This is a genomic window from Puia sp. P3, from assembly GCF_050632245.1.
GTDB lineage: Bacteria > Bacteroidota > Bacteroidia > Chitinophagales > Chitinophagaceae > Puia.
In genome coordinates this window covers 3,865,938-3,884,413 of the sequence record NZ_CP192583.1, presented here as the reverse complement: position 1 = coordinate 3,884,413, position 18,476 = coordinate 3,865,938, and the positions used below count along the sequence as shown (strand labels likewise).

At 56.5% G+C, this 18,476-nt stretch carries 24 protein-coding genes and 5 pseudogenes; 12 read left to right on the top strand and 17 right to left on the bottom strand.

What is annotated here, in order from left to right; genetic code table 11:
• Nucleotides 1-10 precede the first annotated feature (10 nt).
• Nucleotides 11-570, bottom strand: a pseudogene (locus ACQ86N_RS23930) (winged helix-turn-helix transcriptional regulator).
• Nucleotides 571-649: 79 nt separating this feature from the next.
• Between ACQ86N_RS23930 and ACQ86N_RS23925 the strand changes: the two are divergent.
• The gene (locus ACQ86N_RS23925) at nucleotides 650-964 is read left to right on the top strand and encodes an NAD(P)H-dependent oxidoreductase (protein WP_431209242.1); all 315 of its coding nucleotides are present in this window, start codon (nucleotides 650-652) and stop codon (nucleotides 962-964) included.
• Nucleotides 868-1,251, top strand: coding sequence for an FMN-dependent NADH-azoreductase (locus tag ACQ86N_RS23920; RefSeq protein ID WP_431209241.1), 384 nt, complete (start codon nucleotides 868-870; stop codon nucleotides 1,249-1,251). Before ACQ86N_RS23925 ends, ACQ86N_RS23920 begins: the two co-directional genes overlap by 97 nt.
• On the opposite strand, the gene ACQ86N_RS23915 is transcribed toward ACQ86N_RS23920, so the two are convergent.
• Together ACQ86N_RS23915 and ACQ86N_RS23910 are read right to left on the bottom strand one after the other, a co-directional pair.
• The gene (locus ACQ86N_RS23915) at nucleotides 1,226-1,717 is read right to left on the bottom strand and encodes a hypothetical protein (RefSeq protein WP_431217571.1); all 492 of its coding nucleotides are present in this window, start codon (nucleotides 1,715-1,717) and stop codon (nucleotides 1,226-1,228) included. The genes ACQ86N_RS23920 and ACQ86N_RS23915 overlap by 26 nt on opposite strands.
• A gap of 155 nt (nucleotides 1,718-1,872) precedes the next feature.
• Nucleotides 1,873-2,478 (bottom strand): annotated as a pseudogene (locus tag ACQ86N_RS23910) (cobyrinate a,c-diamide synthase); the annotation flags it as partial.
• 50 nt (nucleotides 2,479-2,528) lie between these two features.
• On the opposite strand from ACQ86N_RS23910, the gene ACQ86N_RS23905 reads away from it, so the two are divergent.
• From ACQ86N_RS23905 to ACQ86N_RS23875, 7 genes are all read left to right on the top strand, one after another.
• Nucleotides 2,529-3,386 (top strand): hypothetical protein, encoded by an 858-nt coding sequence (locus ACQ86N_RS23905; protein WP_431209240.1) that lies wholly within the window; start codon nucleotides 2,529-2,531, stop codon nucleotides 3,384-3,386.
• 3 nt (nucleotides 3,387-3,389) lie between these two features.
• Entirely contained in the window at nucleotides 3,390-4,151 is a 762-nt protein-coding gene (locus ACQ86N_RS23900; protein WP_431209239.1) for a cobyric acid synthase, read from the top strand.
• On the top strand, nucleotides 4,045-4,866 hold the full coding sequence (locus ACQ86N_RS23895) for a hypothetical protein (protein ID WP_431209238.1): 822 nt from the start codon (nucleotides 4,045-4,047) through the stop codon (nucleotides 4,864-4,866). Before ACQ86N_RS23900 ends, ACQ86N_RS23895 begins: the two co-directional genes overlap by 107 nt.
• 2 nt (nucleotides 4,867-4,868) lie before the next feature.
• Nucleotides 4,869-5,819, top strand: a complete 951-nt coding sequence (locus tag ACQ86N_RS23890) for a pyridoxal phosphate-dependent aminotransferase (protein WP_431209237.1) — start codon at nucleotides 4,869-4,871, stop codon at nucleotides 5,817-5,819.
• Between the two features lie 88 nt (nucleotides 5,820-5,907).
• On the top strand, nucleotides 5,908-6,828 hold the full coding sequence (cbiB, locus tag ACQ86N_RS23885; protein ID WP_431209236.1) for an adenosylcobinamide-phosphate synthase CbiB: 921 nt from the start codon (nucleotides 5,908-5,910) through the stop codon (nucleotides 6,826-6,828).
• Nucleotides 6,825-7,010, top strand: coding sequence for a hypothetical protein (locus tag ACQ86N_RS23880; protein ID WP_431209235.1), 186 nt, complete (start codon nucleotides 6,825-6,827; stop codon nucleotides 7,008-7,010). Before cbiB ends, ACQ86N_RS23880 begins: the two co-directional genes overlap by 4 nt.
• On the top strand, nucleotides 7,007-7,225 hold the full coding sequence (locus ACQ86N_RS23875) for a hypothetical protein (protein ID WP_431209234.1): 219 nt from the start codon (nucleotides 7,007-7,009) through the stop codon (nucleotides 7,223-7,225). The genes ACQ86N_RS23880 and ACQ86N_RS23875 overlap by 4 nt, the downstream gene beginning before the upstream one ends.
• Nucleotides 7,226-7,229: 4 nt before the next feature.
• Here ACQ86N_RS23875 and ACQ86N_RS23870 read toward each other — a convergent pair.
• The 9 genes and pseudogenes from ACQ86N_RS23870 to ACQ86N_RS23830 form a co-directional block, all read right to left on the bottom strand.
• Nucleotides 7,230-7,864, bottom strand: a pseudogene (locus ACQ86N_RS23870) (VIT1/CCC1 transporter family protein).
• 97 nt (nucleotides 7,865-7,961) lie between these two features.
• On the bottom strand, nucleotides 7,962-9,194 hold the full coding sequence (rocD, locus tag ACQ86N_RS23865) for an ornithine--oxo-acid transaminase (RefSeq protein WP_431209233.1): 1,233 nt from the start codon (nucleotides 9,192-9,194) through the stop codon (nucleotides 7,962-7,964).
• A 142-nt stretch (nucleotides 9,195-9,336) separates the two neighbouring features.
• On the bottom strand, nucleotides 9,337-9,564 hold the full coding sequence (locus ACQ86N_RS23860) for a hypothetical protein (RefSeq protein ID WP_431209232.1): 228 nt from the start codon (nucleotides 9,562-9,564) through the stop codon (nucleotides 9,337-9,339).
• Between the two features lie 20 nt (nucleotides 9,565-9,584).
• A complete protein-coding gene (locus tag ACQ86N_RS23855; RefSeq protein ID WP_431217570.1) occupies nucleotides 9,585-9,944 on the bottom strand; it encodes a hypothetical protein in 360 nt (119 codons plus the stop codon).
• Nucleotides 9,895-10,158: a hypothetical protein gene (locus ACQ86N_RS23850; protein ID WP_431209231.1), complete on the bottom strand. Its 264-nt coding sequence runs from the start codon at nucleotides 10,156-10,158 to the stop codon at nucleotides 9,895-9,897. The genes ACQ86N_RS23855 and ACQ86N_RS23850 overlap by 50 nt, the downstream gene beginning before the upstream one ends.
• A 117-nt stretch (nucleotides 10,159-10,275) precedes the next feature.
• A complete protein-coding gene (locus ACQ86N_RS23845; RefSeq protein ID WP_431209230.1) occupies nucleotides 10,276-10,680 on the bottom strand; it encodes a bifunctional nuclease family protein in 405 nt (134 codons plus the stop codon).
• Nucleotides 10,681-10,941: 261 nt separating this feature from the next.
• The gene (locus ACQ86N_RS23840) at nucleotides 10,942-11,358 is read right to left on the bottom strand and encodes an electron transfer flavoprotein subunit alpha/FixB family protein (protein WP_431209229.1); all 417 of its coding nucleotides are present in this window, start codon (nucleotides 11,356-11,358) and stop codon (nucleotides 10,942-10,944) included.
• A pseudogene (locus ACQ86N_RS23835) lies at nucleotides 11,355-11,812 on the bottom strand (hypothetical protein). The gene ACQ86N_RS23840 and the pseudogene ACQ86N_RS23835 overlap by 4 nt, the downstream one beginning before the upstream one ends.
• A gap of 113 nt (nucleotides 11,813-11,925) precedes the next feature.
• Nucleotides 11,926-12,669, bottom strand: coding sequence for an electron transfer flavoprotein subunit beta/FixA family protein (locus tag ACQ86N_RS23830; protein ID WP_431209228.1), 744 nt, complete (start codon nucleotides 12,667-12,669; stop codon nucleotides 11,926-11,928).
• Between the two features lie 132 nt (nucleotides 12,670-12,801).
• On the opposite strand from ACQ86N_RS23830, the gene ACQ86N_RS23825 reads away from it, so the two are divergent.
• Both ACQ86N_RS23825 and tilS read left to right on the top strand, forming a co-directional pair.
• The gene (locus tag ACQ86N_RS23825; RefSeq protein WP_431209227.1) at nucleotides 12,802-13,113 is read left to right on the top strand and encodes a tetratricopeptide repeat protein; all 312 of its coding nucleotides are present in this window, start codon (nucleotides 12,802-12,804) and stop codon (nucleotides 13,111-13,113) included.
• Between the two features lie 13 nt (nucleotides 13,114-13,126).
• Nucleotides 13,127-14,464: a tRNA lysidine(34) synthetase TilS gene (gene tilS, locus ACQ86N_RS23820; RefSeq protein WP_431209226.1), complete on the top strand. Its 1,338-nt coding sequence runs from the start codon at nucleotides 13,127-13,129 to the stop codon at nucleotides 14,462-14,464.
• On the opposite strand, the gene ACQ86N_RS23815 is transcribed toward tilS, so the two are convergent.
• The 5 genes and pseudogenes from ACQ86N_RS23815 to ACQ86N_RS23795 all read right to left on the bottom strand — a co-directional run bounded on the left by ACQ86N_RS23815 (nucleotide 14,461) and on the right by ACQ86N_RS23795 (nucleotide 17,987).
• On the bottom strand, nucleotides 14,461-15,081 hold the full coding sequence (locus tag ACQ86N_RS23815) for a rhomboid family intramembrane serine protease (RefSeq protein WP_431209225.1): 621 nt from the start codon (nucleotides 15,079-15,081) through the stop codon (nucleotides 14,461-14,463). The genes tilS and ACQ86N_RS23815 overlap by 4 nt on opposite strands.
• A 55-nt stretch (nucleotides 15,082-15,136) precedes the next feature.
• Nucleotides 15,137-15,508 (bottom strand): 23S rRNA (pseudouridine(1915)-N(3))-methyltransferase RlmH, encoded by a 372-nt coding sequence (locus ACQ86N_RS23810; RefSeq protein WP_431209224.1) that lies wholly within the window; start codon nucleotides 15,506-15,508, stop codon nucleotides 15,137-15,139.
• 21 nt (nucleotides 15,509-15,529) lie between these two features.
• Nucleotides 15,530-15,609 (bottom strand): annotated as a pseudogene (locus ACQ86N_RS23805) (23S rRNA (pseudouridine(1915)-N(3))-methyltransferase RlmH); the annotation flags it as partial.
• A 27-nt stretch (nucleotides 15,610-15,636) separates the two neighbouring features.
• Nucleotides 15,637-16,644, bottom strand: a complete 1,008-nt coding sequence (locus ACQ86N_RS23800) for a sensor histidine kinase (RefSeq protein WP_431209223.1) — start codon at nucleotides 16,642-16,644, stop codon at nucleotides 15,637-15,639.
• A gap of 572 nt (nucleotides 16,645-17,216) precedes the next feature.
• A complete protein-coding gene (locus ACQ86N_RS23795) occupies nucleotides 17,217-17,987 on the bottom strand; it encodes a phosphosulfolactate synthase (RefSeq protein ID WP_431217283.1) in 771 nt (256 codons plus the stop codon).
• A gap of 56 nt (nucleotides 17,988-18,043) precedes the next feature.
• On the opposite strand from ACQ86N_RS23795, the gene ACQ86N_RS23790 reads away from it, so the two are divergent.
• On the top strand, nucleotides 18,044-18,166 hold the full coding sequence (locus ACQ86N_RS23790; RefSeq protein ID WP_431217282.1) for a hypothetical protein: 123 nt from the start codon (nucleotides 18,044-18,046) through the stop codon (nucleotides 18,164-18,166).
• Nucleotides 18,167-18,476 lie beyond the last annotated feature (310 nt).

Here is an 18,476-nt window from a genome sequence, read left to right as displayed (position 1 = left end):
TTTACAAAAACTACTCAGGTGGCGCGGGATACCGATATGGTAAATCCGGTGACTGCGCTATTGCGCCCCAGTCGCGGAGTCCGCCGGTGTGGTGGAGGTGCCGCATGAGGATCGGTGTGCCGTAGTCGGGTATTTCGGGTAGGTATTTCAAATAAGGTTTCCAAATCAGGACAGGCCGGGTAAAATTAATTTTTTCTTTTTCGGCGGCGGCCCGGCGGGCCTTGCTGCATTCCTTTATGCGTTTGCGGTGCTGAAATCCCCAGTTCCTTAGTTCGGTGAGGACCTTGTCCAGTGTGAAGCTGTAACCTGTGAGCGCATATTCGACGGATACCGGAGACGTTGCATAGACGGTACGGGTAACAAATTCGTTCAGCTCGAGTTCTTTCAGCTCTTTGGAAAGGATCTTTGGGGTGATGCCTTCGAGGCTTTTTGGAGCTCTTTGAACCGGAGTGGTCCGTCGAAGAGGGCAACGAGTATGGGGAGTTTCCATTTGCCGCCGACGACGTATAGGGTGTCGCGGATGGCGGCGATCGACTGGAGACATTCCGCTTTTTCGGGTGCTTTGGCCATTGTCAGTATCATTTATGATACCGGTATCCATTTGGATACTAGTATCCTTTGGATAGCGAAGGTAGGTAGCTTTGCCGATATGAAAAAGATATTAAACATTATTTCGAGCCCCAGGGGCGCCGGGTCGTACAGTATACAGCTGGCGGAGACCCTGATCGGCAAACTGAAGACAGAGCATCCCGGCAGTACAGTAAAGACCGTCGACCTTGTGCGGGAGCAGTTCCCGCATCTGGAGGAGGCGCAGCTGGCCGGATTTTTACGCCGCCCGACCAGCATTCGGAACAGCATCGTGCGGCTGTGCGTCACTCCGATGAAGCGATACGGGACGTTTTTGATTCGGATATCCTGGTCATCGGGGCGCCGATGTACAATTTCTCTTTGCCATCGGCGCTGAAGGCGTGGATCGACCATATCGTGAGGGCGGGCAAGACCTTCAGCTATTCGGAGAAGGGGGTTGCGGCGCTGGTCAACGGGAAGAAGGTTTATCTCGTGATCGCTTCGGGGGGTGTCTTTTCGGAGGGACCGATGAAGGAGCATGATTTTGTCGAGCCGTATCTGCGGTATATCCTGGGATTTATCGGACTGACCGATATCACGACTATTCGCGTGGAAGGGCTGGCCATTCCGGGCTTGAAGGACGGTGCGCTGGAAAAGGCTATTGCCGGAATACACCTGAACTGAGGGCTGTAGTGTCTTCGCCCCAGTAGAAGTGTGCGTAGCTGGCGAGGAGGTTGGGGTTGTGGAAGAATGGGGTTTGGGGCCAGTCGCCGAGGGGCTGGGAAAAATGAAATTCGTGTCCTTTCAGTTCTGCGTTGCCGGGCCGGAAGGTCCGGTAGCCGATGGTCAGCCGCGGGTGCTCCATGCTGGTGCCGATATCGAGAACGCCGGCCATGGGCCATTCCCTTCCTTTGTTGTCCACGATGCTCCGGCCGAGGTACATCATGCCTCCGCATTCGGCGATGATCCTTCCGCCGGTGCCGGCATAGTCGCCTATCTGCCGGAGCATATTTTTGTTTTCGGATAGCTGTTGCAGGTATAGTTCGGGATAGCCGCCTGGGAGGTAGAGCAGGTCGGGGCGGAAGGGCAGGGTCCGGTCGTTTGTGGGGCTGAACCAGGTGATCTGTCCCCATTGGCCAAGTCGGCGGATATTTTCGGCATACAGGAAATGGAAGGCTTCGTCGCGGGCGATGAGGATCCTTTTTGGGGAGTGGGGGAAGTTGTTGTTGGGGGGAGGAGGAATGGTGTAGTCTGTGTGATGGTTAAGAGGGTATCGAGGTCGATGTATTTCCTGACGTGTTCGGCGGCCGCGGCGATGACGGGTTCGTTGGAGGTGGTATCCAGTCCGAGGTGGCGTTCGGGGATGTGCAGGCTGGGGTTGGCGGGCAGATAGCCGAGCGGTTTTATGCCGATGGCCTCGCAGGCTTCGACGAGCAGGCGGTAGTGTCCGCCGTGGTTCACAAAATTGAAGATGACCCCCGCTATCTTCAGGCGGGCATCGAAATTCTTTAGTCCATACAGGATGGCGGCGGCGGTGTAGGCCATGGCCTTTGCGTCGAGGACGATTATGACGGGGAGGTCGAGGAGGCGGGCTATGTCGGCGCTGCTGCCCTGGTCTTTTGCCGCTCCGTCGAACAGTCCCATGACGCCTTCGGTGATGCTGATATCGGCGTCGCCGCCGTACTGTCTGAAAAGGTGGCTGATGTGTTCGTCGCTCATCATGAACCGGTCGAGGTTGTAGCTGTCCTTTCCCGAGGCGGTGCGGTGGTGGATGGGATCGATATAGTCCGGCCCGCATTTGAAGGGTTGTACCCTGCAACCCCTGTCGCTTAGGGCTCTCAGTAGTCCGAGGGTTACGGTGGTTTTGCCGGATCCGCTGTGAGGGGCGGATAAAAGAAACCGGGAATTCATGACGGGAAGGTACGGAATACGTAATAACTATTATTTTTGGACCCACAAACATGGAATACTCGGTCAAAATATATTCGAGGATCGGTGAGCTGATGCAGGGCTTTTTGCCCGATGCCTCTACTTTTCTGGTCAGCGGGCTGCCGTCGCGGATCTTTTTTTCGGAGGCGGTGCTTGACCCGAGGGGCGTGCCCAATGTCGTGCCGAAGGGGAAGACCTGTCAGGGGGCTTTACCGCCGAAGGCGCGGAAGGCGCTTGCGCTGTTCCTGCAGGAGTTCGCCCCGGTCATCACGCCGGGGCTGTCGATACGGCTGACTTCGAATATCCCGGCGGGGAAAGGGCTTTCTTCGAGCTCAGCGGATATCCTCAGCGTGTTGCATGTCGTTAACGACTATCTGCAGACCCATGCCCGGCCGGAGGATATGTACCGGATCGCGGCGGCGATCGAGCCGACCGACCCCTGTCTGTCGGAGGATATCGTGCTTTTCAGGCAACGGTTAGGGGTCGTTGACCGTTATCTTTCGTTGCCGCCGATGTCGGTATTGTATTTTGATACGGACCCTTCGCGGGAGATCGAGACCATGTATGTGAGGCGGCAGTTTTCAAATGGGGTGGGGACGTTCTTTGGCTGGCTGCTCAAACGGTTCCTTGGGGCGACGGAGGCGGGAGACTATGTACGGCTGTTCGACTGTGTCAGCTATAGCGCGGAATATAATCAACGGGAGATTGCGATACCCCGATTTGGCGAGTGGCTCGGGCTGGCGAAGGAGACGGAGTCGGGACTGATGGTCGCGCACAGCGGAACGATCGCGGGTCTGCTGACCAGGCCTGAGCGGGCCGCGGATCTGAGGTCGAGGCTGGAGGCCGCTGTTGAAACCCCTGTATATTTCGAAGAATATAGACATTCCTGATCTATGGGTTCCATTATGTTTGTTGGTACGGCTTCGGATGTTGGCAAGAGTGTCATCGCTGCCGGTATGTGCCGTATACTCCTGCAGGACGGCTATCGTCCCGCGCCCTTCAAGGCGCAGAATATGTCGCTTAATAGTTACGTCACTCCCGACGGGCTGGAGATCGGGAGGGCGCAGGCCGTCCAGGCCGAGGCTGCGGGGATTCCGTGTCATAGCGATATGAATCCCGTGCTGCTGAAGCCTACCGGTGACACCCAGTCGCAGCTGGTGCTGCACGGGAAGCCGGCGGGGAATCAGTCGGCGTGGGACTATTTTATGGGCAGTGACCGGGAGGCGTTGTGGGGGGAGGTGAGGGGTGCGTATGACCGGCTGGCTTCGGCTCATGACCCGGTCGTGCTGGAGGGGGCGGGTTCGATCTCCGAGATGAACCTGTGGAAGCGGGATATCGTCAATATGCGGATGGCGCTGCACGCCCGTGCGGATGTTTATCTGATAGCGGATATCGACAGGGGTGGGGTTTTTGGAAGCGTTTACGGGACGCTGGCACTGTTGCCGCCGGAGGAGAAAGAGCTGATACGCGGGGTGCTGGTGAATAAGTTTCGTGGCGACGGGCGGCTTTTTGAAGGGGGAGGAGCCAGCTGGCGGAAGCTCGACGGGGGTGCCGGTCATCGGCGTGCTGCCTTATTTCAAAGACATCCATATCGAGGAAGAGGACTCGGTGGCGCTGGCGCAGCGGGTGGTTTTCCCACGGCCTGGGGCTTTTAATATTGCCGTTCTGGCGCTGCCGCATCTGTCGAATTTTACCGATTTTTCGTGGATCGAGCGGATGGGGTCGCTGCACGTCTATTATACCGATGATCCGGCGCAGCTGGCGGGTGCGCAGCTGATCATTCTGCCGGGGAGCAAAAATACGATCGATGACCTTTTGTATATCCGCGGGCGTAGTCTGGACAGGGTGGTAGTGGATGCGGCTCGTGCCGGTATACCGGTGGTGGGGATCTGCGGGGGGTATCAGATGATGGGGCTGACTGTCGCGGATCCGTATGGAGTAGAAGGCGCCGTCAGGACGGTAGATGGGCTGGGTATTTTGCCGGTGCATACGGTGCTGGAGAAGGAGAAGACGACGGTTGTCCGGCGGTTTCGTTTCGGGGCTACTGATGGGCCTGCGTGCGCCGGTTATGAGATCCATATGGGGAGGACGGAGGCTGTGGGTGGCGAGCGGCCTTTGAATTATGTGGGGGAAGGATTTGACGGGTACCGGGCGGGCGCGGGGTGCTGGGGGACCTATATGCATGGGATACTCGATAACCGCGCGGTTGTGGAAGAGCTGCTGGCGGCCGCGGGTGCGCCGGGGCTGGAGATAAAATGGTTCGACTACAAAAAATTCAGGGAAGAACAGTATGACCGGCTGGCCGACCATATCCGGTCTCACGTGAATATGGAAGGAATATACCGGAACTTGCGACTGCAAAAACGTTGACTATGCTTGATGGACATGGCGATGACGCCTGGAAATATGGAGTGCCGGTAAGAGCCAATTTCAGCTCGAATGTATTTTATGGGGAGCTTGACGAGGGGTTGAGGGAGCAGTTGTGTCTGCGGCTGGGTTCGGTGACGCACTATCCGGAGGCGGACGGCCGGACTGTGCGTGGGCTGGCGGCTTACGCGTTCGGGGTTGACCCGGAGCAGGTGCTTGTGACGAATGGGGCGACGGAGGCGATCTATCTGGTGGCGCAGCTTTTTGCTGGCCGGTCGGCGACGATATTGGCGCCGGCCTTTGCGGAGTATGAGGATGCGTGCAGGATGCATGGGTTGCAGGTGAGGATCGCATCCTGGCCCGGGACGGCGGAGGAGGGATTTGGGACGGATATTGTATTCCTTTGTAATCCGAATAATCCGACCGGTTGTGCGTTGCCGTTGGATGAGCTGCATCGGATGGTGGAGGAGAACCCGGGTGTGTTGTTTGTGGTAGATGAATCTTATATCGAATTTACCGCGGGAGCGGTGAGTTTGTTGGCGGGGGCGGTAAGTTTGGTGCAGGGACTGCCGGTGAATGTTCTGCTTTTGCGGTCATTGACCAAGAGCTGCCGGATACCGGGTTTGAGGGTTGGGTTTGTGGTGGGGCAGGTTGGGAGGGTGAGGCAGCTACGGCGGCTGAAGATGCCCTGGTCCGTGAATCAGCTGGCGCTGGAGGCGGCGGGGTATATTTTTCGACATGCCGACCGGTTTGTACTGCCCAAGTCCCGGCTGTTGGAGGAGGCGGCCTTGTGGCGTGAGCAGCTGCGCGCGGCGACGGAGTGGGAGGTATATGACAGCGATACGCACTATTTTTTGATCAGGACTCCGGAGGAATTTACTGCGGCGCAGCTGAAGCAGCGACTGGTGGAGGGATGGGGGCTGCTGATCCGGGATGCGTCGAATTTCAGGGGCTGAGCCCGCGTCATTTCCGGGTGGCCTGTCAGTCGCCTTGCGACAATCAACTCTTAACCGAAGCCTTGCAACAATGCAGCCGGACTGGTCTATGATAATCCCTCTGCTGGTTGGGTATGCGGCCGATCTTCTGCTGGGCGATCCGCGAGGCTGGCCGCATCCGGTGAGATTTTTCGGATGGTGTATAGCGAAGGGGGAGCGATTTTTGAACAGGGGAAGATTTCGGCTGATGAAGGGGATATTGCTGACGGTGGTGCTTGTCGGAAGTGTTTATGGGGTGGGGTTATTTGTCGACGGTTTTTTGGGTCGCGTATGGATGCCGGGAGCTTATGTATTTGACAGTGTGTCTGTATTTTTTGCGCTGGCGAACAGGACGCTGTTGAGCGAGGGGCAGGCGGTATTCGACGCTTTGAATGGGGAGGGGCTGGAGTCGGGGCGGCGTCGTCTATCCTGGATCGTAGGGAGGGACACGGGAAAGTTGTCGGCGGCGCAGATAAGGCTGGCGGTGCTGGAGTCGATGTCGGAGAATCTGAGCGATGGCGTGGTTGCGCCGCTGCTGTTCTATGCGATAGGGGGTGTGCCTGCGATGCTGGCCTACAAGATGGTGAATACGCTGGATTCGATGATCGGATATAAGCGGGAGCCTTTCCGGCTGTTTGGGTGTTTTGCGGCCCGGCTCGATGATGTTGCCAACTTTATTCCGGCCAGGGTAACGGGTTTGCTGATGGTGCTGGTGACGGGCAGTTGGCGTGGCCTAATATATATTTTCCGGTATGGGCACGCGCATTCCAGTCCCAATTCGGGCTATCCCGAGTCGGCGCTTGCGGGGATCATGCACTGCCGGTTCGGCGGGCCGAACAGTTATAGCGGGGTGCCGGTGGTCAAGCCGCATATCGGCGTGCGGGAGAGGGAGATCGGGCACCGGGAATTTGCATTTGTCCGGTATATCAATCATGCGGTGACGCTGGTGACGGTCGCGGGTATAATTTTATTGGATATATTCGCGCTATGAAGTATTCGCAATTGATCGGTGTAGTGGCCGCGCTTGTGCTGATCGGCGCCTGTTGGATGCCCTGGGCGTATTATCCCGACCTGAACAAGTCCTTTACCGGATTTTTCTCGGAGCTGAATCGTTATGGCAAGCCGGGGAAGGTAATCGTTTTTTTTAGTGTTGTATCCATTCTTCTTTTTTGATCCCGAAGGTCTGGGCCAAGCGGGCGAATATATTGGTCGCCGGGATTGCGATTGCGTGGGCGATCAAGTCTTTTATTTCTTATTCGGGGTGTTATGGCGGGATCTGCCCGGAGAAGCTGGCGGGCATCTGGATCATGCTGGGGGCGTCGGTTATTGTGCTGGTCATGACGTTCCTGCCCGATCTTCCGGTGAAGCAGGATCAGGGGGAGGGATAGTCTTTTACTGTTGTATGAGTTTTGCTACGGCGAAGGCGCAGCCTGCGGCGAGCGCGCCGATGACCATGACGCGGATTGCGCCGCCCAGCGGATGAACGCCGGTGAGCTTGCTTTTAAAATAGCCGAAGACGAACAGGCAGCAAAGGGTGATGATGGCGGAGATCTTCAGGCCGGCGAGTCCGTCGCTGATGAAGAAATAGGGACTGAGTGGGATGAGTCCCCTACGACGTAGGAGAATCCGATATTGAATGCGCTTTTGCGGGCCCGTTGGGGGTCGGGTTTGTCGAGACCGAGTTCGTATTTCATCATGAAGTCTACCCAGCGGTCTTTGTCTTTGGTCATTTCGTCTACAGCCTGTTCCTGCAGGTCTTTGCTGAGGCCCAGTCCGGAGAAGAACTCGCGGACTTCGTCTCTTTCCTTTTCGGGAACATTATCGACTTCTTCGTATTCCCGTCTTAGTTCGGAGTTATAGTGGTCTACTTCGGTCTTACCCGCGAGGTAGCCGCCGAGGCCCATGGCGATGGATCCGGCCGCGATCTCGGCGAGGCCCGCTATCCAGATGAGGCTGTGCTGGCTCTGGGGTACGGCGCCGCTTAGGCCGGCAGCGAGGGCGAAGGGGACGGTCAGGCCGTCGGACATGCCGATGACGATATCGGTGAGGATGGCGGAGCTCCTCATATGGTGTTCGACGTGGTGGTGGTCGTGCTGAAGTCCGGCTATGTCAGGAGTACTCATTTTATAAAGCTAGCACTTTTAAACTTTCTTTTACGATCGATATGCATTCGAGCAGCTGTTCGCGGGTGATGACCAGAGGTGGTGCGAGGCGGATCTTGTCGCCGTGTGTGGGTTTGGCGAGCAGGCCGTTGTCTTTGAGTGCGAGGCAGAGGTCCCACGCGGCGTCGGGGCGCGGGTGGTCGATGACGATGGCGTTCAGCAGTCCTTTTCCGCGTACGAGGCGGATTTGGGGCGAACCAAAGTTTTCCACTTCTTTTCGGAAGAGTTCGCCGAGGTCGCGGGCGTTGTCTGCGAGGCGTTCGTCTTTCAGCACCTGGAGGGCTTCCATGGCTACGGCGCATGCCAGCGGGTTGCCGCCGTAGGTCGAGCCGTGTTCGCCCGGGCGTATCGTCAGCATGATCTCGTCGTCGGCCAGCACTGCTGAGACGGGGAGCATGCCGCCGCTGAGCGCCTTGCCGAGTATAAGGATATCCGGTCGCACGTCTTCGTGGTCGCAGGCGAGCATTTTTCCTGTTCTGGCGAGGCCGGTCTGGATCTCGTCGGCGATGAACAGGGCGCCGGCTGCTGTGCAGGCTTGTCTGGCTTTCTGCAGGTAGCCTTCGTCCGGGACGACGACGCCTGCTTCGCCCTGGATGGGCTCGACGAGGAAGCCTGCGACGTCTTTGTCATCGAGGGCTTTGATAAGGGCGGGGATATCGTTGTAGGGTATCACGATGAAGCCGGGGGTATAGGGACCGAACTGGCGGTTGCTGTCGGGGTCGGTGCTGAAGGAAATGACCGTGGTCGTGCGGCCGTGGAAATTGTCGGCGCAGACGATAATTTTTGCCTTGTTCTCCGGGATGCCCTTTACCTGATAGCCCCAGCGGCGGCAGAGCTTGATGGCTGTCTCGACGGCCTCCACGCCGGTATTCATGGGCAATACTTTTTCATAGCCGAAATAGGACGTGATATAGCGGGCATATTCTCCCAGCAGGTCGCTGTGAAAGGCGCGCGATGTCAGGGTGAGACGGCTGGCCTGGTTGGTCAGGGCGGAGACAATGCGGGGATGGCAGTGTCCCCGGTTGACCGCGGAATAGCCGCTGAGACAATCATAGTATCTTTTGCCGTCTACGTCCCATAGGAAGGGGCCGGCTCCCCTGTCGAGGACGACGGGTAGGGGGTGGTAGTTGTGGGCGCCATATTTTTCTTCGAGCTCGAGGTAGTTACGGGACGAGTCGGTCAATGGTGTTGACATAACGGTATGCATAATAGAGGAAGTGAATGGTGATCGAAAATGGGAACGACAGGGGGCGATATCGTTATGAGTGATGGTCGAGGAAGTCAAGGTTTTGACCCAGGAAGCATATGGAGGGATGCAGGAAGATGGTTGAAAATTTTCAGCAAGATAGTTCAAATTTTTCAAAATGGAAAGGGAGGCTGCCCGCGGTGAGGGTGGGCATCGTGCCTATTTTGAAGATGCCGAAGAGGCCGGAGCCGCTGCCGGTGAGGGAGGCGTAAACGGCTTTGCGGTCGTAGAGCAGGGTCTTTATGTCCCTGAGTTGGGGGTGCAGGCGGAAGACGGGTTCTTCGAAGTCGTTGGTCAGGCGGTCGCGCCAGGTCTCCACTGGTTGTCGAATGGTATCTTTTATGGAGGGGCCTTTGTCGCCGGGTGTGCAGAGGGAGAAGGCCTGAGCGGTGCTGACGTGGACTTTGGGATCGACGAGGAGGATCTCGTGTCCTTTGAGGTCGACCGGGATGGGCTGCAGCTGTTCGCCGCGTCCCCCCCGAGGCTCGGCGTGTTCAAAATGAAAAAGGGGCAGTCGCTGCCCAGTTGGGCGGCGTAGTCGAGCAGCTGCGGATCGGTCAGGCCGAGGTTGAATTGTTTATTGAGGAGCAGCAGGGTGAAAGCGCCGTCGGAGGAGCCGCCGCCGAGGCCGGCGCCGATGGGGATCTGTTTAAAGAGATGGATGTGGACGAAGGGGAGGGTAGGGAAGTCCTTTTTCAGGATTTGCCAGGCCTTTCCGCACAGATTGTTCCGGGGATCGCCGGGTATCGGGGTGCCGTAGGCCGTGAAGCCCGGTTCGGGACTGCGGTTGATCTCCGAGGACGTCCTTTATCGCGAGGGGATAGAAGACCGTCTCCAGGTCGTGATAACCGTCGTCACGTTTGCGAAGGATGCGGAGCCCGAGGTTTATTTTGCAATTGGGGAAGAGGATCATCTTACCGGGTTTTACGCCGGCTGTTGATCTCGTCGCGGATGGCGATGGCACGGATATAGTCCTCCTGTTCGAGCACTTCGTTGAGCAGGGACGTGAGGTCGTCCATCGAAAGGGCTTTCAGGTCTTCCCGGGAGCTGCTTTCGGTGGTGCTAACCGTTGCCGTTGCGGTGGATTTCTTCTTTTGGAAGAGCTGTCTTCCATGAGGATTCCGGCGCTATCGAGAATATGTTCGTAGGTATAGATGGGGCAGCCAAAACGGACGGCGAGGGCCGGGGCGTCGGAGGTACGGGAGTCGATCTCGACGGTATCGTGCTCGCTGACGCATACCAGTTTCGAATAGAAGATACCTTCCTGGAGGTCGCAGATGATAATTTCCTGCAGGTCGATGGTGAAGGCGCTCATGAAATTCTTCATGAGATCGTGCGTCAGGGGACGGCTTGGGTGCATTTTTTCGAGGGCGACGGCAATTGCCTGAGCCTCAAATCCCCCAATCACGATGGGCAGGCGTCTTAAGCCATTCACTTCTCCCAGTACAACCGCGTAGGAATGAGTTTGCGTTATACTATGTGACAAAGCGACTATTTCCAGTTCTATCTTCTTCATAAAATAATACACGAAACTAAGGCATTTTTTTAAATAAACAGACCCCGCTTCGAATGAAAAAAATCGAGCGGGGTCTATTTTAATAACCTATGGGTCAATTGCTTCTAAGAGGACGGGATAAGTGTCTTTACGGAGGCTGGCGTCTTTAGACGGGTTGTCTACCCCCAGAGGACCTATCTTTTATGCCATTCCTTTCAGTTTCTTTACGGCTTCGATCATTTTGGGTACTACCTCGAAGGCGTCGCCTACAATGCCATAGTCGGCAGCTTTGAAGAAGGGCGCTTCCGGGTCTTTGTTGACAACAACGATGACCTTGCTTCGGTTCACTCCGGCCAGGTGCTGGATGGCGCCGGATATTCCGATGGCGATGTAGAGATTGGGCGCGATGGCGATGCCGGTCTGGCCGACGTGTTCGTGATGCGGGCGCCAGTGGGCGTCTGCGACAGGGCGGCTGCAGGCGGTGGCGGCGCCTAGGACCTTTGCGAGTTCTTCGACCATGCCCCAGTTCTCTGGTCCTTTCAGGCCTCTGCCGCCGCTGACGACGAGTTCGGCTTCTGTCAGGGGTACCTCACCGGTAGCCTGTGTGGCGGCGGTCACTTTAATTTTCGGAGTGCCGGCGGTCGCGGACAGGGGGCGATCTCTGCGCTGCCTTCCCCTTCCTTAACGGGATAACTATTGGGGTTAAGGGCGATTACTTTTACAGGGCTGCTGAGACCGATATGGGCGAAGGCCTTGCCCGAGAAAACGTTCTTTTTGACGACGAATCCGTTGGAGGTATCGGGGAGGGCTACCGCGCCTGTCACCAGACCCGCCTTCAGGCGGACAGCTACACGGGGGCGACGGCCTTGCCGTTGAAGTTGTTGGAGAAGACGAGGACGGTGGCGCCGGTTTGTGCGGCGGCATCGGCTATGATCTTTGCGTATACCTGAGCGTCCAGGGCGTCGAGGTTTTTGTCGGCGGCCTGGTGGACTTTTTTGATACCGTATTTGCCCAGGGTTTTGAGGTCTGAGTCAACGGTCCCCAGGAGAATGCCTTCTGCGGTCGTGCCCAGCCAGGCGGCCAGGGCGGCGCCGTAGCTGAGGGCCTCCAGGGATGCTTTTTTATCTGTCCTTCCGAGTGGTCGATAAATATTAAGACTGACATAGTCAAATTTTTTAAAGGGTTCTAGAATACCCGGGCTTCTTCGTGGAGGAGGCGGATCAGTTCGGCAGGGTTATCGGCCGGAATGAGTTTGACACCGGCTTTGGCCGGCGGCAGCTCGAAGGAGACGATGGTGGTGAGCGTCTCGGCCGCGGCGGGTTCGACGACCTTCAGCGGCTTGGTGCGGGCGCCCATGATGCCCTTCATGTTGGGGATGCGTTGTTCGGCGACTCCTTTCTGGCAGCTGACCACGAGGGGCAGGCTGACCTCATCGGTCTCTTCCCCGCCTTCTGTCTCGCGGATAACGGTGGCCGTGGTGCCGCTCAGGTCAAATTTTGTCGCGAGTGAAATATAGGGAAGGTCGAGCAGTTCGGCGACCATGCCGCCGATGGCGGAGCCGTTGTAGTCGATCGTTTCTTTTCCTGTAAATATGAGGTCGTAGGCTCCCTGGCGGGCGATTTCCGCGATCTGGGAAGCGATATAAAATGGGTCGTGGCTGTCGGCATTGACGCGGATCGCCTCGTCTCCGCCGATGGCGAGCGCCTTGCGGATGATGGGTTCCATATCGGCGGCGCCGACCGTAACGAGGTGAACGACTGAGGAAGGATCTTTTTCCTTGAGTTCGATGGCCCGTACGAGGGCGTACCATTCATCATAGGGGTTGAGGATCCACTGGACTCCCTCGCTGGCAAACTTTGTATTGTTCTGGGTGAAGGCTATCTTCGCCGTTGTATCCGGCGTTTTGCTGATGCAAACTAAGATCTTCATTGGCACTCGCGTTTTGAAGTGAAGGAATGTTTTATCGCCGCCCTGGGGGTGACGAAAGTTGTTTATGCAACTAAACAAAGATAAGGTTTGAGCGGTTAATTCGGGAATAAATTATTAAAAAATTTAACGGTAATGGACCGGATCGAGAAATTGAAGGAGTTCCTGAAGGCGGATCCCGATGATTCCTTTTCGAAGCATGCTTTGGCATTGGAATACAGCAAACAGGGAGACGATGTGGAGGCCAGGCGGCTGCTGGAGGAAGTGCTTGCGCACGACCCGGCGGCGGTGGGTTCTTACTATCAGCTGGGGAAATTGCTCGAACGGACGGGCGAGACGGCGCTGGCGCTTTCCTGGTATGAAAAGGGGATGGCGGCGGCGAGGGCGGCGGAGGAGAAGAGGGCGTACAACGAGCTGCGGTCGGCTTATGACGAGTTGGCGGACTAGAAAACTTTGACGAATGGATCTGCTTTTCGAATTCACGGAGTTTATAAGAAGGGAAAAACTATTTTCCCCGCGTGACCGGCTGCTTGCGGCTGTCAGCGGGGGACTTGATTCCGTCGTGCTGTGCGAGCTGTTGCAGCGGGCGGGGTTTGACTATATTATAGCGCACTGCAATTTTGGGTTGCGGGGTGAGGAGAGCGAGCGGGACGAACGCTTCGTCCGCGGGCTGGGAGTGCGTTATGGTCGTGAGGTCCTGGTGAAGCGTTTTGATACGCTGGCCTATGCCGGCAATCAGCGGGTATCCGTGCAGGTGGCTGCGCGTGAACTGAGATATGCCTGGTTTGCGGAGGTGGCGCCTGGTCCGGTGGTGACGGCGCATCACCAGGACGACAATATCGAGACGGTGCTGATGAATTTCTTTAAGGGAACGGGCATTGCCGGTCTCCGCGGGATGTTGCCGCGGCAGGGGAGGGTCGTGAGGCCGTTGTTGTCAGCGGGCCGGGAGGCGATACGTGCGTTTGCGGTGGCGGAAGGTCTGGAGTGGGTGGAAGACAGCTCGAATGAATCGGATAAATATACCCGAAATTATCTCAGGCATCGCGTGATCCCGCTGATCGAAGAAGTCTATCCGGGTGCGGTACACAATCTGGGGGCGAATGTCGGCCGGTTCAGGGAGATAGAGGAAGTTTACAGGAAGGGTATCGATCAGCAGTTGAAGTGGTTGCAGGAATCGCGTGGGAATGAGGTATGGGTGCCGGTGCTGAAGCTGAAAGGGGTCAGGCCTTTGGCGACCATCGTGTATGAGATGATCGTTCCTTTTGGCTTTTCCGCGCAGCAGGTGGGCGCGGTCGTTGGGTTGCTGGACAGTGGGTCGGGGAAATATGTTTGCTCGGCTACGCATAGGGTATTGCGGGATCGTGCCTGGCTGATCATTTCGCCGCTGGATACCGGCACCGGTGCGTCGAACATACTGGTGGAGGCGAAGGATGAAGCCATTGATTATGAGGGGGGCAGGCTGGTGCAGCGGCGGATGTCTGTGGCAGATCTGCCGGCGGATATCAGTGACGCGAGCGTTGCGTGGCTGGATGCCCGCGAGGTGGTCTATCCGCTGTTGTTGCGTAAATGGCGGACGGGAGACTATTTCTATCCGCTGGGTATGCGCAAGAAGAAGAAGCTGTCGCGGCTATTCATCGACGCCAGGCTCCCGCTTACTGAGAAGGAGAAGGTATGGGTAGTCGAGTCCAACAAAAAAATATTGTGGGTGGTGGGCATGCGGATCGACGACCGCTGCCGGATTGGCGCCGGGACAAGTGAAGTGGTGAGGATCGGGTGGCAGCCGCCGGCCCGGGACTAAATGAATGGCGGGTGTTTGATCTCGTTGATAAAGGTGTTGACGATGTCGGGGTGTGCGGCGATGGTGAAGACGATGCCATAGAGGGAGCCCCAGAGGTGTGCGTCGTGGTTGACGTTGTCGCCGCCGCGGCGCGACATATAGATGGAATAGCCTAAGAAGATCAGCGCGAAGACGATGGAATACATGGGGATGAAGGCGAATACCTGCAGTGTTACCCAGGGACGGATGAGGATGACGGCGAACATAACGGCGCATACAGCCCCTGACGCGCCGAGGCTGCGATAGTTGTAGTCGTCCCTGTGGCGGAGGTAGGAGGGGATATTGGAGACGATGAGTGCGGAGATATAGAGTATCGGATAGTAAAAGGGTTTCAGACCCAGCTCGCCCCTGTACAGCAGTTCGGCGCCCCGGCCGAAGAAATAGAGGGTGAACATATTCATAAAGAGGTGGAGAAAGTCGTAGTGGATGAGTCCGCAGGTAATAAAACGATAATACTGGTGGCGCATGCTTACGGCCGGCGGCCAGAAAATGAGCATTTCTCTCAGACGGTAATTGGAAAAGGCGGCGAAGGAAACGAGGCAGGTAAGGACTACGATAACCGGCGTGACTGAGAACATTGGAATTTTTTCCCAAAATAAGCCTTTTCTGGGGTAATCTCCAATCTATAGATCGTTAAGCGTGATGATATTTCTCATTGCGGAGGATGGTGCATGCCCGGTACAGCTGTTCTGCCAGCAGCAGGCGTACGAGCTGGTGGGGAAGGGTCAGCTGGGAGAGCGACCATCGGTAGTCGGCGCGTTTAAGGATGGATTCGTCGAGGCCGTAGACGCCGCCGATGAGGAAAACGAGTTTTTTGTGCTGTCGTTGGCGCGGTTCTGGATGAAAGCGGCGAGGCCTTCTGAGGTCATTTGTTTTCCCCTGTTCGTCCAGGGCGACGAGGAAGTCGTCTTTTGCGAGAATCCCGAGGATGATCTCTGCTTCCTTTTTTTGAGGTCGGGTTGGGTGAGGGTAGCCGCGTTTTTGGCGGTGGGGATGAGGCTCCATTCGACGGGGTAGTACCTGGAGATGCGGCGTGTAAAGTCTTCAACGCCGGGTTTGACGTATGGTTCGTGGTCCTTGCCGATAGACAGGAGCTGTATTTTCATCCCGCAAATTTACGGTGTCTGCGTCAACTATTCAGCGGCGGGCAGGGTGACGGTGAAAGTGCTGCCTTTACCGGGTGTACTGTCGATCTGCAGGGTGCCGTGGTTGCGGTTGATGAACTCCTTGCAGAGCATGAGTCCGAGGCCGGTGCCGGATTCGCCGGCGGTGCCTTTTGTAGTATAGAAATTGCTGAGCTGGATCTTTTCGAGGGCGTCGGGGGGAATTCCCATGCCGGTATCCTTTACGTGGAGGTGGATCCAGGAGCCTGATATGCGGGCGCCGATGTCGATGGAGCCTTCGTCGGGCGTGTATTTGATAGCGTTGGAGAGGAGGTTGCGCAGGATGAGGTGGACCATGTCTTTGTCGGCGAAGGCGATGATCTCGTCGCCGGCTTCGAGCTTCATGGTTATCTTTTTTGCGTCGGCCTGGAGGCGGAGGAGGCGGCTTACGTCTTCCATCAGGCCGAAGACGTCGATCATCTGCGGCTTGACGGCGTCGGTCTGCATCTGGCTGCGGGCCCATGTGAGGAGGTTCTCCATGAGGCTTGTCGTATACGTGAGTTCGTTGACCACTTCGGGGACCATGCCTTTGATCTCTTCGGCGGGCAGGTCGTACTGCTGCATGTTGCGGAAGAGGTTGCGGAGGGCATAGATGGGCGATTTCAGGTCGTGAGCGATGATGGAGAAGAGCCGGTTCTTGAAGCCGTTGAGCCGGGTCGAGCTGGTCTGTCTGCTGCTGGAGCAGGATGCCGTTGGCGGCGATCTCCTCTTTCTGCTGCAGGATGCTTTGCTGGTAGCCGGCGTTCTCTTTTTTATCAGGAACAGGCCGTAGAAGATGAAGACGATGGCGAGGGCCTGGTTGAAAAAATAGAACCAGACGTTGGCGGTGGCCAGCTGGTAGCGATAGTCTTTGCAGAGGACTGCGAGCACGAAATAGCTTACCATGGTCAGGCCCAGGGCGAAGAGCATCTGGCTGATGTCCTGTATAAAGAAAACGGAGAGGATACCGTAGAGGATGAATGACAGTTCGATGCCCATATTGATCCCCCAGAGATAGACGATGCCGGTGACGAGGGGATATAGTACGAAGTAGGCGATCTGCGCCAGGTCATAGCGGCCGCGATGGGTGAGTGTGAGTACGAGGATGCTGATGGTAGCGGGGAGGCAGGCGATGACCCATGCGATGAGGGGAAAGTGTTTGTTGCTGAGGCTGCCCGCGATGGGGATGATGATGCCCGTGACCAGCTGAAAAAATTAAGCTGGTTGAAGATACCCAGCTTGCGTTTATCGTATTCGTCCAAGGTGTACTCCGACCCGATGGTCTTGAGTCTCTCGAAAAATTGCTGTGCATTGAAGGCAGGAGCTTTTAGTTTGTCCTGCCATTCTTCGTCCAGGCCAAATGCTTTCAGACGGCCGGGTAGCCACAGCGTTTTTTGCGATAGGAATTTCATTGGGTTCTAAGTCTTTTCGTACGGCGCTATGGTCAGTAGCGGCGCTGAAAATAGTTAATAAAATCCAGACAGTCAAGTGTAGGGTAGGAAATTCCCAACTATAACGCCGGGGTCGTTATAATATTATAATAAAAGCTATTAGATAGGACGCGGGGCAGTTTAGCTGTCCTTCAGGAAGAGGTCAAAGGTGTCGCCGCGGAGGCCTATGCGCATGGCTTCCAGTGCGATGACTTCCGAAGGGGTGATATTTCCGAGGTTGGCGTTTGCTCCAACCAGCTGCAGGAAGTAGAGTTGCTGGTCTTTGCGGGGAGCTTCCCAGAGTATTTTTTCAGCGGGTACTTTTGTCAGGATCTCCTGTACCAGGCCTTCGCGCACTTCTCCGGAGTCGCGGTAGATGCCGACGGTACCGGTCTCCCGGGCTTCAGCGACGATATAGGAAGAGCCGGCGGTCAGTTCGGCCTGCATTAGCTGTATCCACTGATAGGGTGGGGTGATATGTTCGCGGTCTTTGTCCCTTGAGCCGATCTCGCTGAGGACGGTTCCGTATTTCGCGAGTTTTTCGATATAGCCGCATTTCTCGGAATGGGTGATGTCGATGCTCCCGTCGGAGACTTCTGTATAGGTGATATTGTATTCTTTCAGGAGGGCGAGAAAGTCGTCAAACTGGTTGCGTATGACGAATGCTTCGAAGAGCAGGCCGCCGAAGTAGACGGGGATACCAGCGTCCTGGAAGATCCGAATTTTCTCGTCGAGGCCGGTGGTGACGAGGGGGGTTCCAAAGGCCAGTTTCACGAGGTCGACGTGCGGACCCGCGCCGGACACCAGATGGCGGGCTTCAGCGACGCTGAGGCCTTTGTCGTTGACCATTGTCAGGCCAAAGGTGCGGGGTCTTGCTGTTCGCTCGGGTATCTGGGAAAGATGGAAATTCATGTTTGCAAGATAGGAAGGGGAGGGGAAATTATTGTAACTTAGAAAAAAATTGTCATATGGCGCAGATGGACGCTAAACAGGCGGAAAAGATCTCCAAGGCTCTTTCCGACCCAACAAGGCTAAAAATCCTCAGCGAGATCAAAAAAGAACGACTGGCTTTACTGTGTCGATCTTTATGACAATATCAATCTTGCGCAGCCTTCGATCTGTCATCATCTCAAGCAACTGACGGAGACCTCGATCATTCTCCCCGAAAAGGAAGGCCGCAATATCAAGTATACGATGAACAATGAGGTGATCGATGAGTATATCTGTTTTTTGCAGGGGTTGAAGAAATTGTAGGTTGCCCGGTGTGAACCACGGGATGGGGTCTGGGAGTGGGACCCGCTGGGGGGACGACGGGGGGTGTGAACGGCGGGATGGAGGGGGCCCAGGAGTGTAATCCGCGGGATGGAGGGGGCTCAGGAGTGTAAACCGCGGAATGAAGAG

Excerpts from the sequence above, each read along its gene's own strand:
- ACQ86N_RS23925 (WP_431209242.1), top strand. The coding sequence starts at position 650 with ATGAAAAAGATATTAAACATTATTTCGAGCCCCAGGGGCGCCGGGTCG.
- ACQ86N_RS23905 (WP_431209240.1), top strand. The coding sequence starts at position 2,529 with ATGGAATACTCGGTCAAAATATATTCGAGGATCGGTGAGCTGATGCAG.
- ACQ86N_RS23900 (WP_431209239.1), top strand. The coding sequence starts at position 3,390 with ATGGGTTCCATTATGTTTGTTGGTACGGCTTCGGATGTTGGCAAGAGT.
- ACQ86N_RS23890 (WP_431209237.1), top strand. The coding sequence starts at position 4,869 with ATGCTTGATGGACATGGCGATGACGCCTGGAAATATGGAGTGCCGGTA.
- cbiB (WP_431209236.1), top strand. The coding sequence starts at position 5,908 with ATGATAATCCCTCTGCTGGTTGGGTATGCGGCCGATCTTCTGCTGGGC.
- ACQ86N_RS23880 (WP_431209235.1), top strand. The coding sequence starts at position 6,825 with ATGAAGTATTCGCAATTGATCGGTGTAGTGGCCGCGCTTGTGCTGATC.
- rocD (WP_431209233.1), bottom strand. The coding sequence starts at position 9,194 with ATGTCAACACCATTGACCGACTCGTCCCGTAACTACCTCGAGCTCGAA.
- ACQ86N_RS23850 (WP_431209231.1), bottom strand. The coding sequence starts at position 10,158 with ATGATCCTCTTCCCCAATTGCAAAATAAACCTCGGGCTCCGCATCCTT.
- ACQ86N_RS23830 (WP_431209228.1), bottom strand. The coding sequence starts at position 12,669 with ATGAAGATCTTAGTTTGCATCAGCAAAACGCCGGATACAACGGCGAAG.
- ACQ86N_RS23825 (WP_431209227.1), top strand. The coding sequence starts at position 12,802 with ATGGACCGGATCGAGAAATTGAAGGAGTTCCTGAAGGCGGATCCCGAT.
- tilS (WP_431209226.1), top strand. The coding sequence starts at position 13,127 with ATGGATCTGCTTTTCGAATTCACGGAGTTTATAAGAAGGGAAAAACTA.
- ACQ86N_RS23815 (WP_431209225.1), bottom strand. The coding sequence starts at position 15,081 with ATGTTCTCAGTCACGCCGGTTATCGTAGTCCTTACCTGCCTCGTTTCC.
- ACQ86N_RS23810 (WP_431209224.1), bottom strand. The coding sequence starts at position 15,508 with ATGGAGCCTCATCCCCACCGCCAAAAACGCGGCTACCCTCACCCAACC.
- ACQ86N_RS23800 (WP_431209223.1), bottom strand. The coding sequence starts at position 16,644 with ATGGGCATCGAACTGTCATTCATCCTCTACGGTATCCTCTCCGTTTTC.
- ACQ86N_RS23795 (WP_431217283.1), bottom strand. The coding sequence starts at position 17,987 with ATGAATTTCCATCTTTCCCAGATACCCGAGCGAACAGCAAGACCCCGC.
- ACQ86N_RS23790 (WP_431217282.1), top strand. The coding sequence starts at position 18,044 with ATGGCGCAGATGGACGCTAAACAGGCGGAAAAGATCTCCAAGGCTCTT.